This window comes from Pseudomonas sp. ME-P-057 (assembly GCF_030208975.1).
Classification (GTDB): Bacteria; Pseudomonadota; Gammaproteobacteria; order Pseudomonadales; family Pseudomonadaceae; genus Aquipseudomonas; species Aquipseudomonas lutea.
In genome coordinates, this window is record NZ_JARVSX010000035.1 from 144344 (window position 1) to 159821 (window position 15478).

Below are 15478 nucleotides of genomic sequence, written 5' to 3' on the forward strand. Positions count from 1 at the left end.
CTCATATAACACGCATAAAGGCGGTTTTGGAAAAAGAAACCGCCCTACGGTTCGGTTAACCAAGATTAACTGACAGTCGGTAGAACAAGCACTTAACGACGAAACTTATTGCAAACACTCACCAAGCACGCGCACCAGGCGTTGGGCGCGAGGATCCATCAGTACATAGGGACCCAGTGTGTTGGTCACGAAGCCAAACGCGACGTCGCGCTCGGGATCGGCGAACCCCACTGAACCGCCAGCGCCAGGGTGTCCAAACGCTTTGGCGCCCAGCCCGAAGGTCGCGTTCGGTACGGTCGGCTGATCAAGCATGCAGCCCAGGCCAAAGCGGGTCTGGGTGAGGAGTGTCTTGTCCTGACCGATGCTGTGCTCGCGCGTCAGCTCGTTAAGCAAGTCGCCATCCAAAAGGCTGCCATCGAGCAAGCCACTGTAGAAGCCGGCCAGACTGCGCGCGTTGCCGTGACCGTTGGCGGCGGGTTGCTGCATGCGCCGCCATTCGGGCTTGTTGGTGCTGGTCATGATCGACGGAGGGTTGGTAAACGCTCTTGCCGTCATGGAGGCAGGCTCGCGCAGGGTGGTCTGCAGCAGGCGTTGCGCGGCCTCGTCACCGGTATTGCCCTTGCCCCTGGCGATATGGGCGACCCGGTCAAATTCCTCTTCCGCCAGCCCGACATGAAAATCCAGGCCCAAGGGTCGCGAAATCCGCGCCGCAATTGAATCGCCCGGCCCGCGACCATCAGCACGGCGAATCAGCTCGCCCACCAGCCAGCCGTAGGTAATCGCCGCGTAACCATGGCCCTGCCCCGGCGTCCACCAGGGCTGTTCGGCCGCCAGCGCGTCGGTCATGGCGTGCCAGTCATAAAGCGCCTCAGCCGGCAACATCTCCCGAATTGCAGGGAGGCCAGCCTGATGACAAAGCAGTTGGCGCAGCGTAATGGACTGTTTGTCACTGGCGGCGAACTCGGGCCAGAGCCGTGCAACCGGTTCATCGAGGTTCAACTTGCCCTCCCCTACCAGCTGCAACGCCGTGACGGCAGTGAACGTCTTGGTGCAGGAGAAGAGATTGGCAATGGTATCGCTGTGCCAGACTTCACTGCCGTCCTTGTCGGCCGTGCCCGCCCAGACATCCAGCACCGTTTCACCGCCGATCTGCACACACAACGCAGCGCCACGCTCCTGCGGATCGTCGAACAATGCGGCGAACGCCTCGCGTACCGCTTCAAACTGAAGCTCGAAATGGCCTTGAATCTGCACGGTCTGGCTCTCCGGTCGGGCGGCGAAAAATGGCGGACATTGTTCCAGTGAATGGCGGCTTTGTGAACCGCCCGGCTAAGGCCGCTTGCCGATCACATCCGCCACCTGGGCATTGGCTTTGCGCACAGCCTCCACAAAACCCTGGTAAGGCACATCGGTGATGCCGACGAGGCCCAGGTGCCCGTTTTCGCCATCCAGAAGGCGGCCGGTCACAGGCTGGTCCAAATACTGGAACCAGTGAACGCCGACAATCGAAGGCTCGGCCAGCGCGCTTTTCAGGAAGCCGGCATACGCGGGACCCCGGTCTTCTTCTCGGGGCACTTCGAGTACGCCGCCCCAGAACGGACCACGGTCACGAGAACCAAAGTGGAACTCGGTGACCAGCACAGGCTTGTCCAGCACTCTCAATTTCGCAAAATCCAGCCCATCCTGTGGCTTGAGGGTGTACATATTGAAGCTCAGCACATCGCAATACTTCGCACAGGCTTCGACGGCTTCAGGGCTCGTGACGCCGAAACGTCCGCCAAGCAGCATATGGTTGGGCGCGTGCCATTTCAGGGCGTCGGAGATTGTCTTGAAATAGGTCTCTGCGAATACGCGCTGGAAATACCGGAAGTCGTTTTCGATTTCCGGGTGATCCGGGCTCGGTTGCGGCGGTTCAAAACCTGGATCTTCCATCAATTCCCAGGCAGACAGATGAATGCCCCACGCTTTGGACAACCCCTCTTCGTTCCGGTACTTGTCGCGCAGTTGCTTGAGAAATGCTCGCTTGGCCGGCACATCGGTGGTCAGCTTCAGCGTGCCGTACGCCAAGCCGTAGCGCTCTTTCGGATCATTGCCTGGCGCCGCCCAAGCCAGTTCGTTGTCCGCGAAATAGCCGATCAGATAAGGGTCGTCGCGGTGGTCGCGTGCGGCGATGGCAACGGCTCGTTCGGTGGCCATGGCGAAGCGCGGATCGAACGGGTCCGGCATCCCGCCCCACCAGTCCTGACCGGTGCTGATGCTCACGTAATCGCCAACGATGGACAGCGGCAGCGTGTACGGAACGCGGTCTTGCCGGTCGCTTTCCGCGTTTTCCAGCGCGGGCTCGCTCCAGTTGCCGATGGTGTTGAAGCCCCAGGCCCGGAGCCGTTGCAGCGTGTGATCGACCCAACGTTGGCTGTCCACAATGGGCGGTTTGCAATCAACCGCTGCTGCCACAGGCTTATCCGTCGCAGGCGCAGGGACGGGTGCGGCCGCGCTTGCCGGGTTGGCAGCGGCGGCTTCTTCATCGTCACGGCTTTCAGCGGGGCTTGGCGCGTCCGCGCATTTGGGCGCGCCATAGGTGCGCTGCAGATTGGCACCATAGAAATCGAACCACCGGCCCTGGTCGAACTGCCGGTTCCGGTTCGCGCCTGTTTCGCGGTTGTCATCACCCTTTCCGAAGAAAACGGCGAGTGGATCGTCGCTGCCGGGCAGGCCGGTGAACATACCTTCGCGGCCTTCGACGTAGGTCTGGCTGTCGTCCAGGGACACGGCATTGACCCCGAGCGAGTAGAAGGGGTGGCCTTCCGGCGTCACCAGAAACCAGCGATCGTCGCGCTTTTCAGTGCGGAAGAACCCCTTCGCTTCAAAGGTCGGGCCGCTGACCAGACCGCCGTATTTATCGTGGGCCGGGCGGTCCTTCAGCCAGGCTTGCAACTGCTGCTGCTCCTTGCCGGCCTGGGACTTGAGTTGATCGTCACTGGCGACCTTCTCTGGCCACTTGCCCCGGGTGAACTGCCCGTAACTGTCGACGAGGTTGCTGTAGGCCGCGGTTTGCATGGCGTTGCCTTCTTGCACGCCGAATTTTTCGATCAGCACGCTCTGCGCAACGTTGGGCTGTGACATCGACACGGTGACCGATGAAACTTCAGCGCTGTTCAACTCACCTTCGGTGTTGGCCAGCAATACCCGCTGCCCCTCGTAGGTCCATGGCATCGGCGGACCGGCGCGCATACCTTGGGTCAGGGGTGAGCTGGCTTTGAGTGGGAGGACCAGGGTTTGTGCAGGGCCGGCGGGCAAATCAATGCGGCTGGTGAGGATTTTGCCGTCACGGCTTTCAATCTGCACATACAGGGTCAGGGCCCAGTCCATCGCGCTTTGAAGGCGCAGGGTCATCGCGCTGTCCTGACTCCAGTCCCACACACCTGCCTGCGGCGTCAAGCGCAGACTTGGTTTTGCAGCCGGATTGAAGATGACGCGGCGCAGCACTTCACCCTCGGCGGTCTGTTCGGCATTGGCCTGTGGAAAACCAGCATCCTGTGTGGTGACTTTAACGACGTCGGCAGGCCGGACGAAGTTGAACAGCGTTTGTTGCACATCGGGCGCGGCGTGGGCCATGCCGACCCACAGCGTGGCAAGAATGGCGGGCAGTGAACGGCGAATCATGTGATCGGAAGCTCCTTGATCGTCTGCGGCCTGACGCGCAACAGGTGATGCGCAGCCAGGCGGACCGGGAAAGCCCGGTCAACCGTGTTCGTTTGCAACGTTTTGTCAGCAACGTTTTATCAACGACACGGCCTCAGGAAATTTCGCGCCGAAATGGCGGCAGTGCATTGAGGATGGCTTTGCCATACCGCTGGGTGACGACCCGGCGATCGAGCAACGTGATGATGCCGCGATCCTGCTCGGTACGCAGCAAACGACCGCACGCCTGGATCAGGCGCAACGAAGCGTCGGGGACGGCGATTTCCATGAACGGATTGCCGCCGCGCGCCTCGATCCATTCCGCCAGTGCGGCTTCGACCGGATCGTCCGGCACCGCGAAAGGGATCTTGGCGATCACCACATGCTCACAGTACGCGCCAGGAAGGTCGACACCTTCGGCGAAGCTGGCCAGCCCGAAAAGGACGCTTTCGTCACCACCGTCCACCCGAGCCTTGTGCTTGTTGAGGGTCTCCTGCTTGGACAGATTGCCCTGAATGAACACCCGTTTGCGCCAGTCCCGCTCCAGACCGTCAAACACTTCCTGCATCTGCTTGCGTGACGAGAACAGCACCAGGGTGCCTTTGGAGCCTTCAACCAGCCCGGGCAGGTCGCGAATGATCGCCGCCGTGTGTTCAGCGGCATTGCGCGGGTCGGCCTTGAGGTCCGGCACGCGCAGCACGCCAGCGTCGGCGTGATGGAACGGGCTTGGCACCACCGCAGTGACGGCGTCTTTGGGTAGCCCGGCACGCATGCGGAAGCGGTCGAACTTGCCGAGGGCCGTGAGCGTCGCCGAGGTCACCAGCGCGCCATAGGCCACGTTCCACAGATTCCGGCGCAGCATTTCGGCTGCGAGTATCGGGCTGGCATTGACCTCGATGTCGAACAACGAGCCGCTGTCGGCCAGGGTCAGCCAACGCGCCATGGGCGGGCTGTTTTCCGGGTCTTCGGCAGTGAATGCGGTCCACAACTCCCAGTTGCCATGGGCGCGAGCCAGCAGGCTGCCGAACAACGGATACCACTCTTCGGCCTGGTGGCTGGCGATGCCGATGTTGACCTCGCCGTCCATGCCTTCTTTGAGCAGCTCGGTCAGGCGGGTGAACAGGTCGTCGAGCCGGGCGAAGCCTTTTTTCAGCTCGATGCCCATTTCGCGCATGTGCTCGGGGACTACACCGCCAATGAAGCGATGACGCGGACGCTCGCGCCCTTCCATGTCTTCGCCTTGCTTGAAGTCCGCCAGTTGCTCACAGGCGGTGAACATGAATTGCTGCTGGGTCTTGATCTCGCGAGCCAGCTCCGGCACCTGCTCGATCAGCTTGCCCAGATCGCCCGGCAGCGGATGCTGGGCTAGTAATTTGGTGAGGTTCTTTGCCGTTTGTTCGAGCCAGTCGGCAGTGGAACGCAAACGGCTGAAATGCGCAAAGTGGCCGATGGCTTTGTCGGGCAGGTGATGGCCTTCGTCGAACACATACAGCGTGTCGCGGGGGTCGGGCAGAACCGCACCGCCGCCCAGCGCGAGGTCGGCGAGAACCATGTCGTGGTTGGTGACGATGACGTCGACCTTGCCCATGCCTTCGCGCGCTTTGTAAAAGGCACATTGCTGGAAGTTCGGGCAGTGGCGGTTGGTGCACTGGCTGTGATCGGTGGTCAGGCGCGCCCAGTCCTGGTCGGCCAGCTCCTGGGGCCAGCTGTCGCGGTCGCCGTCCCATTTATTGCCGGCGAGCTTCTCGATCATCGTCGTGAAGAGCTTCTGGCTGGCCTCGTCGACTTCGATTTTGAAGCCTTCTTCTTCGAACAGCTGCGCGGTTGCGCTCTGGGCGTCGCCTTCCTGCAGGAGCATGTCCAGCTTGGAGAGGCACATGTAGCGACCACGACCCTTGGCCAGCGAAAACGTGAAGTTCAAGCCGCTGTTGCGCATCAGGTCGGGCAGGTCCTTGTAGACGATTTGCTCCTGCAGCGCGACGGTCGCAGTCGCGATCACCAGCCGTTTGCCGGCGGCTTTGGCGGTCGGAATGGCTGCAATCGCGTAGGCCACGGTTTTACCGGTGCCGGTCCCCGCCTCGACCGCCACCACGGCAGGGTCTCCCGAACGGCGGCCTTCTTCGTCGGTGTCGACGTCGCCCAGCACCTTGGCCACTTCAGCGATCATCAGACGCTGACCGTAGCGAGGCTTGAGGCTCTTGGCTTCGAGGAAACGCGAGTAGGCGCCCTGAATCTGGGATTTGAGTTCGGTGCTGATCATGGGCTGGGTCGTTGGCTCGGCGTCACGGGTGCTGAATGAAAACACGAAAACCGCTGGATATATCTTCAGTACTCTCGGCGGGCGGCTATCATACCGCGCTAATTCTTTCTGCGCAGATCGGAGTTCTGGATGTCACCTGTAGCCTTTGTCTACGTCTTGCACGTACTGGCAGCGATTGCCTGGGTAGGAGGAATGTTTTTCGCCTGGATGATTCTTCGACCGGCGGTCATCGCAGCGCTGGAGGGCCCGGCCCGGTTGAAGCTGTGGCTGCAGGTTTTGCCACGGTTTTTCGTGTGGGTATGGGCCGCAGTGATCCTGCTGCCGGTCACCGGTATTGGCATGATCAATATGAATTTCAGTGGCTTTCAGACGGCGCCACGCTACGTCCAGGTGATGATGGGCCTGTACGTTGTGATGGTGGCGCTGTTTCTGCGGGCATCGACGCTGAACCTTCCCCAGTTGCGCAAGGCCGTACTGGCCGAGCAATGGGCTGAGGGCGCCGCCGCACTGGGCGGCATCAAACGTCTGGTGGGGATCAATCTGATCGTGGGAATGGCCGTCGTGGCGATTGCTGCCAGCAGGCCCATGTTCTGAGCCATTTGGCCCTACATTCAGCTCCATGCGTTGCGGCCATCACCCGAAGGTAAATGTGCGTTCAGACACAGGGCCACGCCGCGAAGCAGCTATCGCGTGGAGGCGAATCAGAGGTTGCGAACCACAATAGCGCCCGCTGGCCCGACCGCACCAGACTGGCCTTTTTCGCCGTTCTTGCCGGACTTGGCGCCGTCAGCACGGTAGACCACGCAGCCTTTGGACGCGCCGCCTTTGCCACCCCGCCCGCCGTCGCCGCCAACGCCACCGGCACCGCCTTGAACGTTGACCTTTATGCGGTCGTTAGTGAAGGTTGCCGGCAGTTCAAGGCGCACGACGGCACCTGGGGCGCCATCGCGGCCATTGCCGCCATTATCGCCATCGATTCCCCGACTGGCCGAGCCCCATGTGCATCCCGGATCGATGCCATTGCCGCCATCCAGGCCGACGTATCCCGGCGAGCCGGCGCCGCCACGGGCATCGACAAACAGCTGATCGGCATTAAGTTGTTCGATACGCAGGGTCAGGTTACGGCCTGGAGTAGGCGCCTTCTCGAAGGTTCCCGGTGCGCCGCGTGCGGTAATTTCCGCGCCGGTGCCCAGGTCGCCCTGCTTGACTTGCAAGCTGAACGGCTCGGCGCTGGGCACGATGGCGATGCGTGACTCGTGGCCCATGATCAGTTGCCCCACTTTCACCTCAGTGAGCCCTGCCGGAATCAGGAGAGTGCCGTAATCGGCGACTTCGAGTCGGTCCAGTTGCAACACGCTGGTCTTGGAGGGCAGACGCATCAGCGAATGAGACTCAACGGAAATGCTTTGGGCCATGACCCAGGAACTGCTCAGCGCCGACAGCAGAGCCGCCGTCATCAGCATTGCGTTACGCATGATTAACCTCGGCCTGTGGGCGTGCGATGGTGTTCAAGTGGAAGATGCCAAAGAGCAGGATCATCAGGCGGTCCCGCGCCGGGTGTGGCCGGCCGCGCAGGGTGGCATTGAAGCCGATGAGCTCAATGACATGGAGAAGAAGCAACAACCCGCCCGCCAGTTTGAACAGCACGTCAAAGGGGTTTGGCATGACGGTGGCAAGGCTGGCAAGCACCAGCAGCCAGAACCCCGTTGTCAGCACTTTCCCTGTTCCCCAAAACACACTCATGCAAGGCCTCTGCTGTTTTATTGATTTTGTGCGGTGAAAAATGATTTGCGCACAGTACGGTGACGCGCGGGACTATGCCAGAGGCAGGTTTCAAAAGTTACAGGTGTTGAATGGATCAAGGGCAAGCAGGCCATGTCGTTGTAGAGGGGGCTTGCTGGCCATCACGAACAAGCACATCTATCTGTGTTGGCAAGTACCGGGTTCGCCAGCAAGCCGGCTCCTACAGGTTCAGTGACAATCAGTTGTCATTGCGGTCGGGATTGCGGTGGCGACGAAGTCGCCGACAATAAAAAGCCCCGGCTGTTGAACCGGGGCTTCTTTTACCGCATCAACCTTGTCTTAACGGTTGATTTTGATCTCAACGCGGCGGTTCAGGGCACGGCCGTCGGCGGTTTTGTTGTCCGCAACCGGACGCGCTTCACCGTCGCCTTCCACGGAAACAAACGAAGCACGCGGGATGCCTGCGCTAACCAGATAATCGGTCACCGACTGCGCGCGTTTCTGCGACAGTTTCTGGTTGTACGCATCACCGCCGACGCTGTCGGTGTGACCGCTGACATGCAGCTGGACGTCAGGCGCCTCGGTTTTTAGCTTGGTGGCGACCATGTCCAGTTGCTGTTTGTCACCTGGCGTCAGCGTGGCTTTATTGAACTCGAAATGCACATCGCGGATGGTGATGACTTCTTCCTTCGGCAGCACCACCGGCGCGGCAACAGGCTCAGGCGCCGGCGTTACGAGTGGGCAACCGGTTGCATCGACCGGCGTCCCTTTAGGCGTGTCCGGGCACTTGTCCCTGCTATTGAGGACGCCGTCACCGTCATCATCGCCGTCGCCATGCGTCCAGCAATACGCGCCAGCCATGACGCCGACCGCAGCGCCAAAACCTGCCGCCACCGATGCGCTCTGAAAGGCCCCGATCGCTGCGCCGCTCAGCGCACCGCCCGCCGCGCACAGAGGCCAGTCGGTCTTTTGCAAGCCCGCACACCCCGTCAATACACTGGTCACCAAAATCAGAGGTAACGCTGTCCGAATCATGCTCATACAGTTCTTCTCCTTTGGTATCGGCTAAAACCGACTGAAATGCAGTAAAGACGCGTGTGGGGCCGTTCGCCACCCCAATGTGGGCGGCTGTTACGGTATTTACCGCACAATACGGACTCTTCTTGGGGGAATAGCCTTTTGCCTTCACTCCGTACGCTTTGTCACGCCGCGAAATGGAAAAGTTCAGCACTAGGCCATTGGAGTTTTGCGCGCTAACCTTCCCGTCCGACCGAGGACCTCAAATGACCGATCGCTTCTCCAGCCGCACGCCGCAACAGGCCCTGGCCGCTCTGCTCGATCTTTACGCGCCCAAGCGTCTGTTATTGATCGGCGCCGAGCGTTTTCCGGCCCTGCAGGCTTTTTGCGAAGCACATCCTCAGACCGAGCTGGCATGGGCCGCGCCCGGACGTCTACCCGCTGAACTGGCCGGGCAGCGATTCGACCTGGCGCTGGTGGTCGACTGTCTGGAGCACATGCAAAAACGCGGAGGGCTGGAACTGTTGGGCGGCATCCGCAACCTCAATGCCAGCCGCATTGCGGTGTTGGCCGACCTCGATGCCTGCGGCTGGCAGCCCACGGATTTTTATTCGTTGGCGCTGCAGGCCAGCGAACGGTTTTCCCGGGACGAGCAGGTGTTGACGCTGTTCACCTATGATCTGCGGGAATACAAACAGGTGCCGGACTGGTTGAACGCAAAGTTCTGGGCCAACCCGGAGAATTACGGCAAGTACTGGTGGTGAGAGACGCATCATGAGCAGCGCAACATGTCCTTGTGGCAGCGGCAATCTTCTGGACGGCTGCTGCAATCGCTACCACGAAGGCTTGCCGGCGCCGTGTGCCGAGGCACTGATGCGTTCGCGCTACAGCGCCTATGTATTGGGGCGGGTGGAGTATCTGCTGGACACCACGCTGCCTGCGCAGAGAGACGGCCTGGATCGCGAAGCCATTGCTCAATGGAGCGCGCAGAGTACCTGGCTGGGGCTTGACGTTGAGAGCGCCGAGCTGATCGGCGGCCAGCCTGAACATGCCCTCGTGACGTTCACCGCACGCTGGCACGATGCCGAAGGCGAGCATCGGCATCGCGAGCGCTCCGCATTTGTGCAGCATGAAGGGCGCTGGTTTTTCATCGACCCGACGGTGTCGCTCAAGGCGGGCCGTAACGATGCCTGTCCTTGCGGGAGCCGGCAGAAATTCAAGAAATGCTGCTCGGCATATCTCAACTGAGTGGTGAGCTGAGCGCCGTATCCGTCTTCTACCATTCAAACAGGCGCAGCCTTCACGCCAGACGGATGTGGGAAATGTCCGGCACCCGTACTTGCCGCTCAGCTTTTTCCTGACCCAGCTCGCTCCCGGCAGGTGCAAGGCTAAGTGCCGACAGATCAAGCTGCGGCGCGCGCGGCGGGGCTTTCGCATCCTGCACGTCCTGACCCGGCTCGGACAGCGTGAAGTCGGGCGCCTCCACATCGACGAAAGCGGCCATGTACACGTCGCGTGGCTTGACTTCGGCTTTACGCGCTGGCGCGGCATCGGTGCGCGGAGCGGTTGCTGATGAGGGCTTGCGTGTCCAGTTGGGCTCATCGGGCGGCGGCGCCAGCTCGACCTCTTCGACCTCCACCTGACCGGGCACTTCCTGTGGTGGCGGGACTGCCTGCGCCATTTGCACAACCTGGGCCGAGGCCCCAGCCCGCTCCAGCGTCGAGCGGTATTTTTCGGCTGCGGCCTCGTCCAGATTGTTTTTCAGCACCAACCGACGACCGGAAAACAATAACGCGATACGCTGGGCGTCGGCCTGAAACAGCTTCGCCATGTTGGCCTTGACCAGATCGGGCTGCGCGCCCGGGACCAGTTGGCCGGAAAATACGATTTCATAGAGCTTCATGGTCAATACTCCTTCGACACATGGCGCGAGTATGGCGCAGGCTGTGTGGAACGGCGAGTCACGCTGACGACTGTCAGACCGGGCAAAAGGGAGCGACCCACGATGTTTGCAGCATACGTCCTCAGAATCGCAGGCCTCTGCGCATTACTTGCGCTGACCGGCTGCTCGACCTGGATAACCGGCGGGTTTGAAGACCCTGACGTCAAACTGCTGAAAGTTGAAGTGGTCAAGGCAAAACTCCTGCGCCAGGATTTCAAGCTGCGCTTGAGAGTCGACAATCCGAATGACTCAAGCCTGCTGGTGCGCGGCTTGCGCTACAAGATCATGCTCAACGACATGCTGCTCAGCGAGGGCGTGTACAGCGACTGGTTCATTGTCAAAGCCAACAGCCACAAGAACTTCTCCGTACCGATCCGAACCAATTTGTGGGAGCACCTCAAGGACATCTCGCGGGTGCTGGGCAAGTCCGGTCAGCCTGTGCATTACCGGCTGGACGGCAAGCTCAAGACCGGATTTTTATTCGGACACAGCGTGCGCATTGGACGCAATGGCGACATAATCCCCGGCGATTTGATTCCGGAGTAACCCCATGAACCAGCAAGCCCACGTGCACGGTCCAGACTGCGACCACGATCACGACCATCACGATCATCATCATGACCACGGCCACGTGCATGGCCCGCATTGCAACCACGCCCCCCAAGAGCCCGTGCGCAACACGCTCAAGGACGTGGGCCGCAACGATCCCTGCCCTTGCGGCAGCGACAAGAAATTCAAGAAATGCCACGGCGCCTGACAGCCCGATCCCTTGCAACGGCCTGAGCTTTCAGGCCGTTTTTGTTTGTGCAACGAACATGCGAAGGGGTAAAACAGCGTCAGCCTCAATGGCAGTCGTGATGACCACACCCGGAGCGCACCATGATCGACCTGCACTACTGGACCACCCCCAACGGCCACAAAGTCTCGATCTTCCTGGAAGAGGCGGGCCTGCCTTACAAGATCTTTGCGGTCAATATCGGCGCGAACGAGCAGTTCGAGCCCGATTTCCTGAAGATATCGCCCAACAACAAAATCCCGGCCATCGTTGATCACGAACCGGCAGACGGTGGCCAGCCGCTGAACCTGTTCGAGTCAGGCGCGATCCTGCTGTATCTGGCGGAAAAGACCGGCCGGTTCATGACCCAGGACCTGCGCGGTCGGCAGGAAACCCTGCAGTGGCTGTTCTGGCAGATGGGCGGCCTGGGACCGATGGCGGGTCAGAACCACCATTTCAACCGGTTTGCCAAAGAAAAGATCCCCTACGCCATCAAACGCTACGTCGACGAAACTGCGAGGCTATACGGCGTTTTAAACGAGCGCCTGGCCGACCGCGCATTTGTGGCGGGTGAGGACTACAGCATTGCGGACATGGCGATCTATCCGTGGATCGTGCCGCACGCGTTTCAGCAGCAGAACCTGGATGACTTCCCGCACCTCAAGCGCTGGTTCGAGTCGATCGCCAGTCGTGATGCGGTAAAACGCGCCTACGCGCTGGTCGACCAGATCAACCCACCGAAACCCTGACCGCTGAGAGCGTCCGACAGGCGGATAAAGCTGCGGGCGCAGGCTTGCTGACGAATGCGAAGTTCTACGACTTTGCCGACGGACGAACACCGACGGTACCGCGCTGCCAACTGACTAATATCCGTTGTAGGAGCCGGCTTGCTGGCGAATGAAGGCTCTACGACTCCGCCGACGGACGAACACCGACGGTACCGCGCTGCCAACTGACGAATACCCGTTGTAGGAGCCGGCTTGCTGGCGAACCGCGTAGATCAGTCGCTACTGAGGTGCCTGACACACCCTGTTCGCCAGCAAGCCGGCTCCTACAGATTCGATGCACAGCAAGCCAGCTCCAACAGATTCGACAGCCAGCAAGCCGAGCCCACAGGTTCTGCGGTCTGCTCTCTGCGCTGACGACCGCTCCCCCCCAAATCCCGAAAATAAACTCTCGTCCCCGGCTTGCGTGGCGCTCGACGGCTCACTAACGTAGCGCCCTTTGAACGATCACCCCCGCAGGAGCTACATCATGGCGTCGCCAGCCCTTTCAACGTTGAAAACGCGCGTGAGCGTGGCCGCTGCCATGATCGGTCTGTTGAGCCTGGCGGGTTGCCAGCTCGGGGGTGAAGACCGTGACAGCTTGCCGCCTGCCAGCGGAGTGTTCGCTATTAAAGGGCTGGCGCAGAACGTCTCTATCCGCCGCAATTCACTGGGCATGCCGCTGATTGAAAGCAGCACGTTTCATGACGCGTTGTTTACCCTGGGTTACGTCCACGCCAGCGACCGCATCACGCAAATGATGCAAATGCGTTTGCTGGCTCAGGGCCGGCTGTCGGAAATCGCCGGACCGGGTGCGCTCGATCTCGATCGCATGATGCGCGCCGCCAACCTCAAGCAGACCGCCAGCCAGTTGTACGCCGCTTCCTCGCCGCGCCTGAAACGCTTCTTCGAGGTGTATGCGCGCGGCGTCAATGCCTACCTGTTCCGCTATCGCGACAAGCTGCCGGCTGACCTTGCCGATTCGGGCTACAAGCCGGAGTACTGGAAGCCGGAAGATTCGGCGCTGATTTTCAGCCTGCTCAACTTCAGCCTGTCGGTGAATCTGCAGGAAGAAATTGCCTCGCTGGTGCTGGCTCAAAAGGTGGGGGCGGACAAACTGGCCTGGCTGCTGCCCACCTATCCGGACGAAGCGCTGCCTTTCGATGAAGCCGACAAGCTCAAGGGTTTGAACCTGGGCAGCCAATTGCCGGGGCTGAGCGATCTGGACAAGGCGGCGTTGCAGCTCTCGGATCTCAATCTGCTGGGGGTATCGGCGTCGAACAACTGGGTAATTTCGCCGCAGCGCGCCCGCGCCGGCAGGAGCCTGCTGGCCACCGACAGCCAACTGTCGCCCACCCTTCCCTCCATGTGGACCTTCGTGCAGATCCGTTCGCCGAAATACCAGGCCGCCGGCGCAACCGTGGCTGGCCTGCCACTGGTGTTATCAGGCTTCAACGGCAAGCTGGCCTGGGGCATGGGCCCGGCCATGGGCGACAACCAGGACCTGTTCCTCGAAAAGATCAAGCGTGAAAACAACCGCCTGATGGTCATGGCGGACGGCAAATGGGTGGCGGCTGGCGCGCATGAAGAAACCTACTTCGTGAAGGGCCAGAGCCCGGTCCGCGAGCCCGCCTACGAAACCCGGCATGGCCCGCTGCTCAACGCAGGCGCCGCGCAACTGGCAAGCGGGCTGGGCATCGCGTTGCAAACGCCGGACGCCAAAGACGACAAAACCCTCGATGCGCTGTTCGATCTGACCCGCGCACCCAACGTGCAGCGGGCGTTCGACACCACCCGTGAGATCCGCGCGATCACCCTGAATATGGTGTTCGCCGATGCGTCGAACACCGGTTGGCAAGTGACCGGCAAATACCCGAACCGTCGTGACGGGCTGGGGCTGATTCCCTCGCCAGGCTGGGACGGCAAGTTCGACTGGGACGGCTATGCCGACGCCATGCTGCATCCGTACGATCAGGATTCGCAGCAAGGCTGGATCGCCACCGCCAACCAGCGCACCATGCCCAAAGGCTATGGCATGCAGCTGTCCAATTCCTGGGACTATCCTGAGCGTGCAGAACGGATCGCCGAGCTGGCCAACGCTGGCAAGCAAGACACGCGCAGCACCGTGGCCATGCAATATGACCAAACGACAACCTTCGCCGCGAAGCTTAAAAAAATGTTCGCCGCGCCCGGCATGTCAGCCCCTTTGAAGCAGGCCATCGACGCACTGCCATCGGCAGATCGGGACAAGGCGCGTGAAGCATTGAGCCGTCTGATAGCGTTCGACGGCAGGCTGTCGCCGGGGTCGGCTGATGCCGCCGTCTATGAGCTGTTCCTGCAGGAAAGCGCGCGGCAAACCTTCCTCGACGAACTGGGCCCGGAAACCAGCCCGGCCTGGAAAGCGCTGGTGCAAAACGCAGACCTGTCCTACTCACCCCAAGCCGATCACCTGCTGGGCCGCGAAGACAGTCCGTACTGGGACGACGTGAAAACGCCGCAAAAAGAAGACAAGCCCGCCATCCTGGCGCGCAGCCTGGCCGCCGCAATCTCCACAGGGGACAGCCAGCTGGGTGCCGATCACAAGGCCTGGCAATGGGGCAAGCTGCATCAAACCGTGTGGACCTCGCAAAGCGCGCAGCTGAGCGCAGCGTTGGGTGGCAGCAAGGCCGGCGCAGTCAAAGGCCCCGTGGCCAGCGGCGGTGACCACACCACGCTCAACGCCTCGGGCTTCCACTGGGGCCAGGACTTCAACGCCGCGGTCGTTCCGGCGATGCGCATGATCGTCGACTTCGCCCAACAAGAGCCCATGATGGCGCAGAACGCCGCCGGCCAATCCGGCAACCCTGCCAGCCCGTACTACGCCAACGGCATAGACCCGTGGATGAAAGGCCTGTACATGTCCGTGCCGATGCAACCGGAAAACTTCGAAAAAGCCTACGGCAAACAGCGCCTGACACTGACGCCCGGAAAGTAAGCAGCACTTACTGGGATGCCGGAGTTATCAGCGAGATCCTAAGCAATGACGCAGAGCGTCTCCGGATGCATTCCCACGTAGAGCGTGGGAACGATCAAGCGCTAAACCGCAAGATTGATGGTGCTCATACCGGCCCCTTCCCGGCTAAAGCCGGTCCCACGAAAAGCAACGCGTGCAGCCAGTGGGACCGGCGGTGCCTCTGTGGGACCGGCTTCAGCCGGGAAGCTCTTGATCTGCTTTTGATTTTGATCTTCATCGCAAAAAGCTCAGACGACACCCATCGCGACTTGGGTGCAGGCTGAACGCAGGTTTTGCGCAGTGG

At 61.0% G+C, this 15478-nt stretch carries 14 protein-coding genes; 7 read left to right on the plus strand and 7 right to left on the minus strand.

The window, feature by feature from the left end; all coding sequences use genetic code 11:
* Positions 1–105: 105 nt before the first annotated feature.
* The 3 genes from QRN48_RS19235 to dinG all read right to left on the minus strand — a co-directional run bounded on the left by QRN48_RS19235 (position 106) and on the right by dinG (position 5941).
* The gene (locus QRN48_RS19235; protein WP_191944481.1) at positions 106–1254 is read right to left on the minus strand and encodes a serine hydrolase domain-containing protein; all 1149 of its coding nucleotides are present in this window, start codon (positions 1252–1254) and stop codon (positions 106–108) included.
* A 75-nt stretch (positions 1255–1329) separates the two neighbouring features.
* A complete protein-coding gene (locus QRN48_RS19240) occupies positions 1330–3663 on the minus strand; it encodes a beta-galactosidase (protein ID WP_191944480.1) in 2334 nt (777 codons plus the stop codon).
* 133 nt (positions 3664–3796) lie between these two features.
* Positions 3797–5941 carry an ATP-dependent DNA helicase DinG gene (gene dinG, locus QRN48_RS19245; RefSeq protein WP_037012234.1) on the minus strand — a complete coding sequence of 715 codons (2145 nt, stop codon included), beginning with the start codon at positions 5939–5941 and terminating at the stop codon, positions 3797–3799.
* 129 nt (positions 5942–6070) lie between these two features.
* Between dinG and QRN48_RS19250 the strand changes: the two genes are divergently transcribed.
* Positions 6071–6535, plus strand: a complete 465-nt coding sequence (locus tag QRN48_RS19250) for a CopD family protein (protein WP_285352465.1) — start codon at positions 6071–6073, stop codon at positions 6533–6535.
* Positions 6536–6642: 107 nt separating this feature from the next.
* Here QRN48_RS19250 and QRN48_RS19255 read toward each other — a convergent pair whose 3' ends face one another.
* The 3 genes from QRN48_RS19255 to QRN48_RS19265 all read right to left on the minus strand — a co-directional run bounded on the left by QRN48_RS19255 (position 6643) and on the right by QRN48_RS19265 (position 8725).
* Positions 6643–7401, minus strand: coding sequence for a collagen-like protein (locus QRN48_RS19255; RefSeq protein ID WP_420806900.1), 759 nt, complete (start codon positions 7399–7401; stop codon positions 6643–6645).
* A 7-nt stretch (positions 7402–7408) separates the two neighbouring features.
* Positions 7409–7684 carry a DUF1145 domain-containing protein gene (locus tag QRN48_RS19260; protein ID WP_191944478.1) on the minus strand — a complete coding sequence of 92 codons (276 nt, stop codon included), beginning with the start codon at positions 7682–7684 and terminating at the stop codon, positions 7409–7411.
* 339 nt (positions 7685–8023) lie between these two features.
* Positions 8024–8725 carry a PA1041 family peptidoglycan-binding anchor lipoprotein gene (locus QRN48_RS19265; protein ID WP_285352468.1) on the minus strand — a complete coding sequence of 234 codons (702 nt, stop codon included), beginning with the start codon at positions 8723–8725 and terminating at the stop codon, positions 8024–8026.
* A 242-nt stretch (positions 8726–8967) separates the two neighbouring features.
* On the opposite strand from QRN48_RS19265, the gene QRN48_RS19270 reads away from it, so the two are divergent.
* Positions 8968–9465 carry a DUF6231 family protein gene (locus tag QRN48_RS19270; RefSeq protein WP_037012241.1) on the plus strand — a complete coding sequence of 166 codons (498 nt, stop codon included), beginning with the start codon at positions 8968–8970 and terminating at the stop codon, positions 9463–9465.
* A 10-nt stretch (positions 9466–9475) separates the two neighbouring features.
* Positions 9476–9949, plus strand: a complete 474-nt coding sequence (locus tag QRN48_RS19275; protein WP_285352471.1) for a YchJ family protein — start codon at positions 9476–9478, stop codon at positions 9947–9949.
* Between the two features lie 52 nt (positions 9950–10001).
* On the opposite strand, the gene QRN48_RS19280 is transcribed toward QRN48_RS19275, so the two are convergent.
* Complete coding sequence (locus QRN48_RS19280) at positions 10002–10604, minus strand: hypothetical protein (protein WP_037012243.1); 603 nt, start codon at positions 10602–10604, stop codon at positions 10002–10004.
* A 102-nt stretch (positions 10605–10706) separates the two neighbouring features.
* On the opposite strand from QRN48_RS19280, the gene QRN48_RS19285 reads away from it, so the two are divergent.
* The 4 genes from QRN48_RS19285 to QRN48_RS19300 all read left to right on the plus strand — a co-directional run bounded on the left by QRN48_RS19285 (position 10707) and on the right by QRN48_RS19300 (position 15156).
* Positions 10707–11189, plus strand: a complete 483-nt coding sequence (locus QRN48_RS19285) for an LEA/WHy family protein (protein WP_285352474.1) — start codon at positions 10707–10709, stop codon at positions 11187–11189.
* Positions 11190–11193: 4 nt separating this feature from the next.
* Positions 11194–11400: an SEC-C metal-binding domain-containing protein gene (locus QRN48_RS19290; protein WP_037012248.1), complete on the plus strand. Its 207-nt coding sequence runs from the start codon at positions 11194–11196 to the stop codon at positions 11398–11400.
* A 122-nt stretch (positions 11401–11522) separates the two neighbouring features.
* Positions 11523–12167 (plus strand): glutathione binding-like protein, encoded by a 645-nt coding sequence (locus QRN48_RS19295; protein WP_285352476.1) that lies wholly within the window; start codon positions 11523–11525, stop codon positions 12165–12167.
* 505 nt (positions 12168–12672) lie between these two features.
* Positions 12673–15156: a penicillin acylase family protein gene (locus QRN48_RS19300; RefSeq protein ID WP_285352478.1), complete on the plus strand. Its 2484-nt coding sequence runs from the start codon at positions 12673–12675 to the stop codon at positions 15154–15156.
* Positions 15157–15478: the final 322 nt, after the last annotated feature.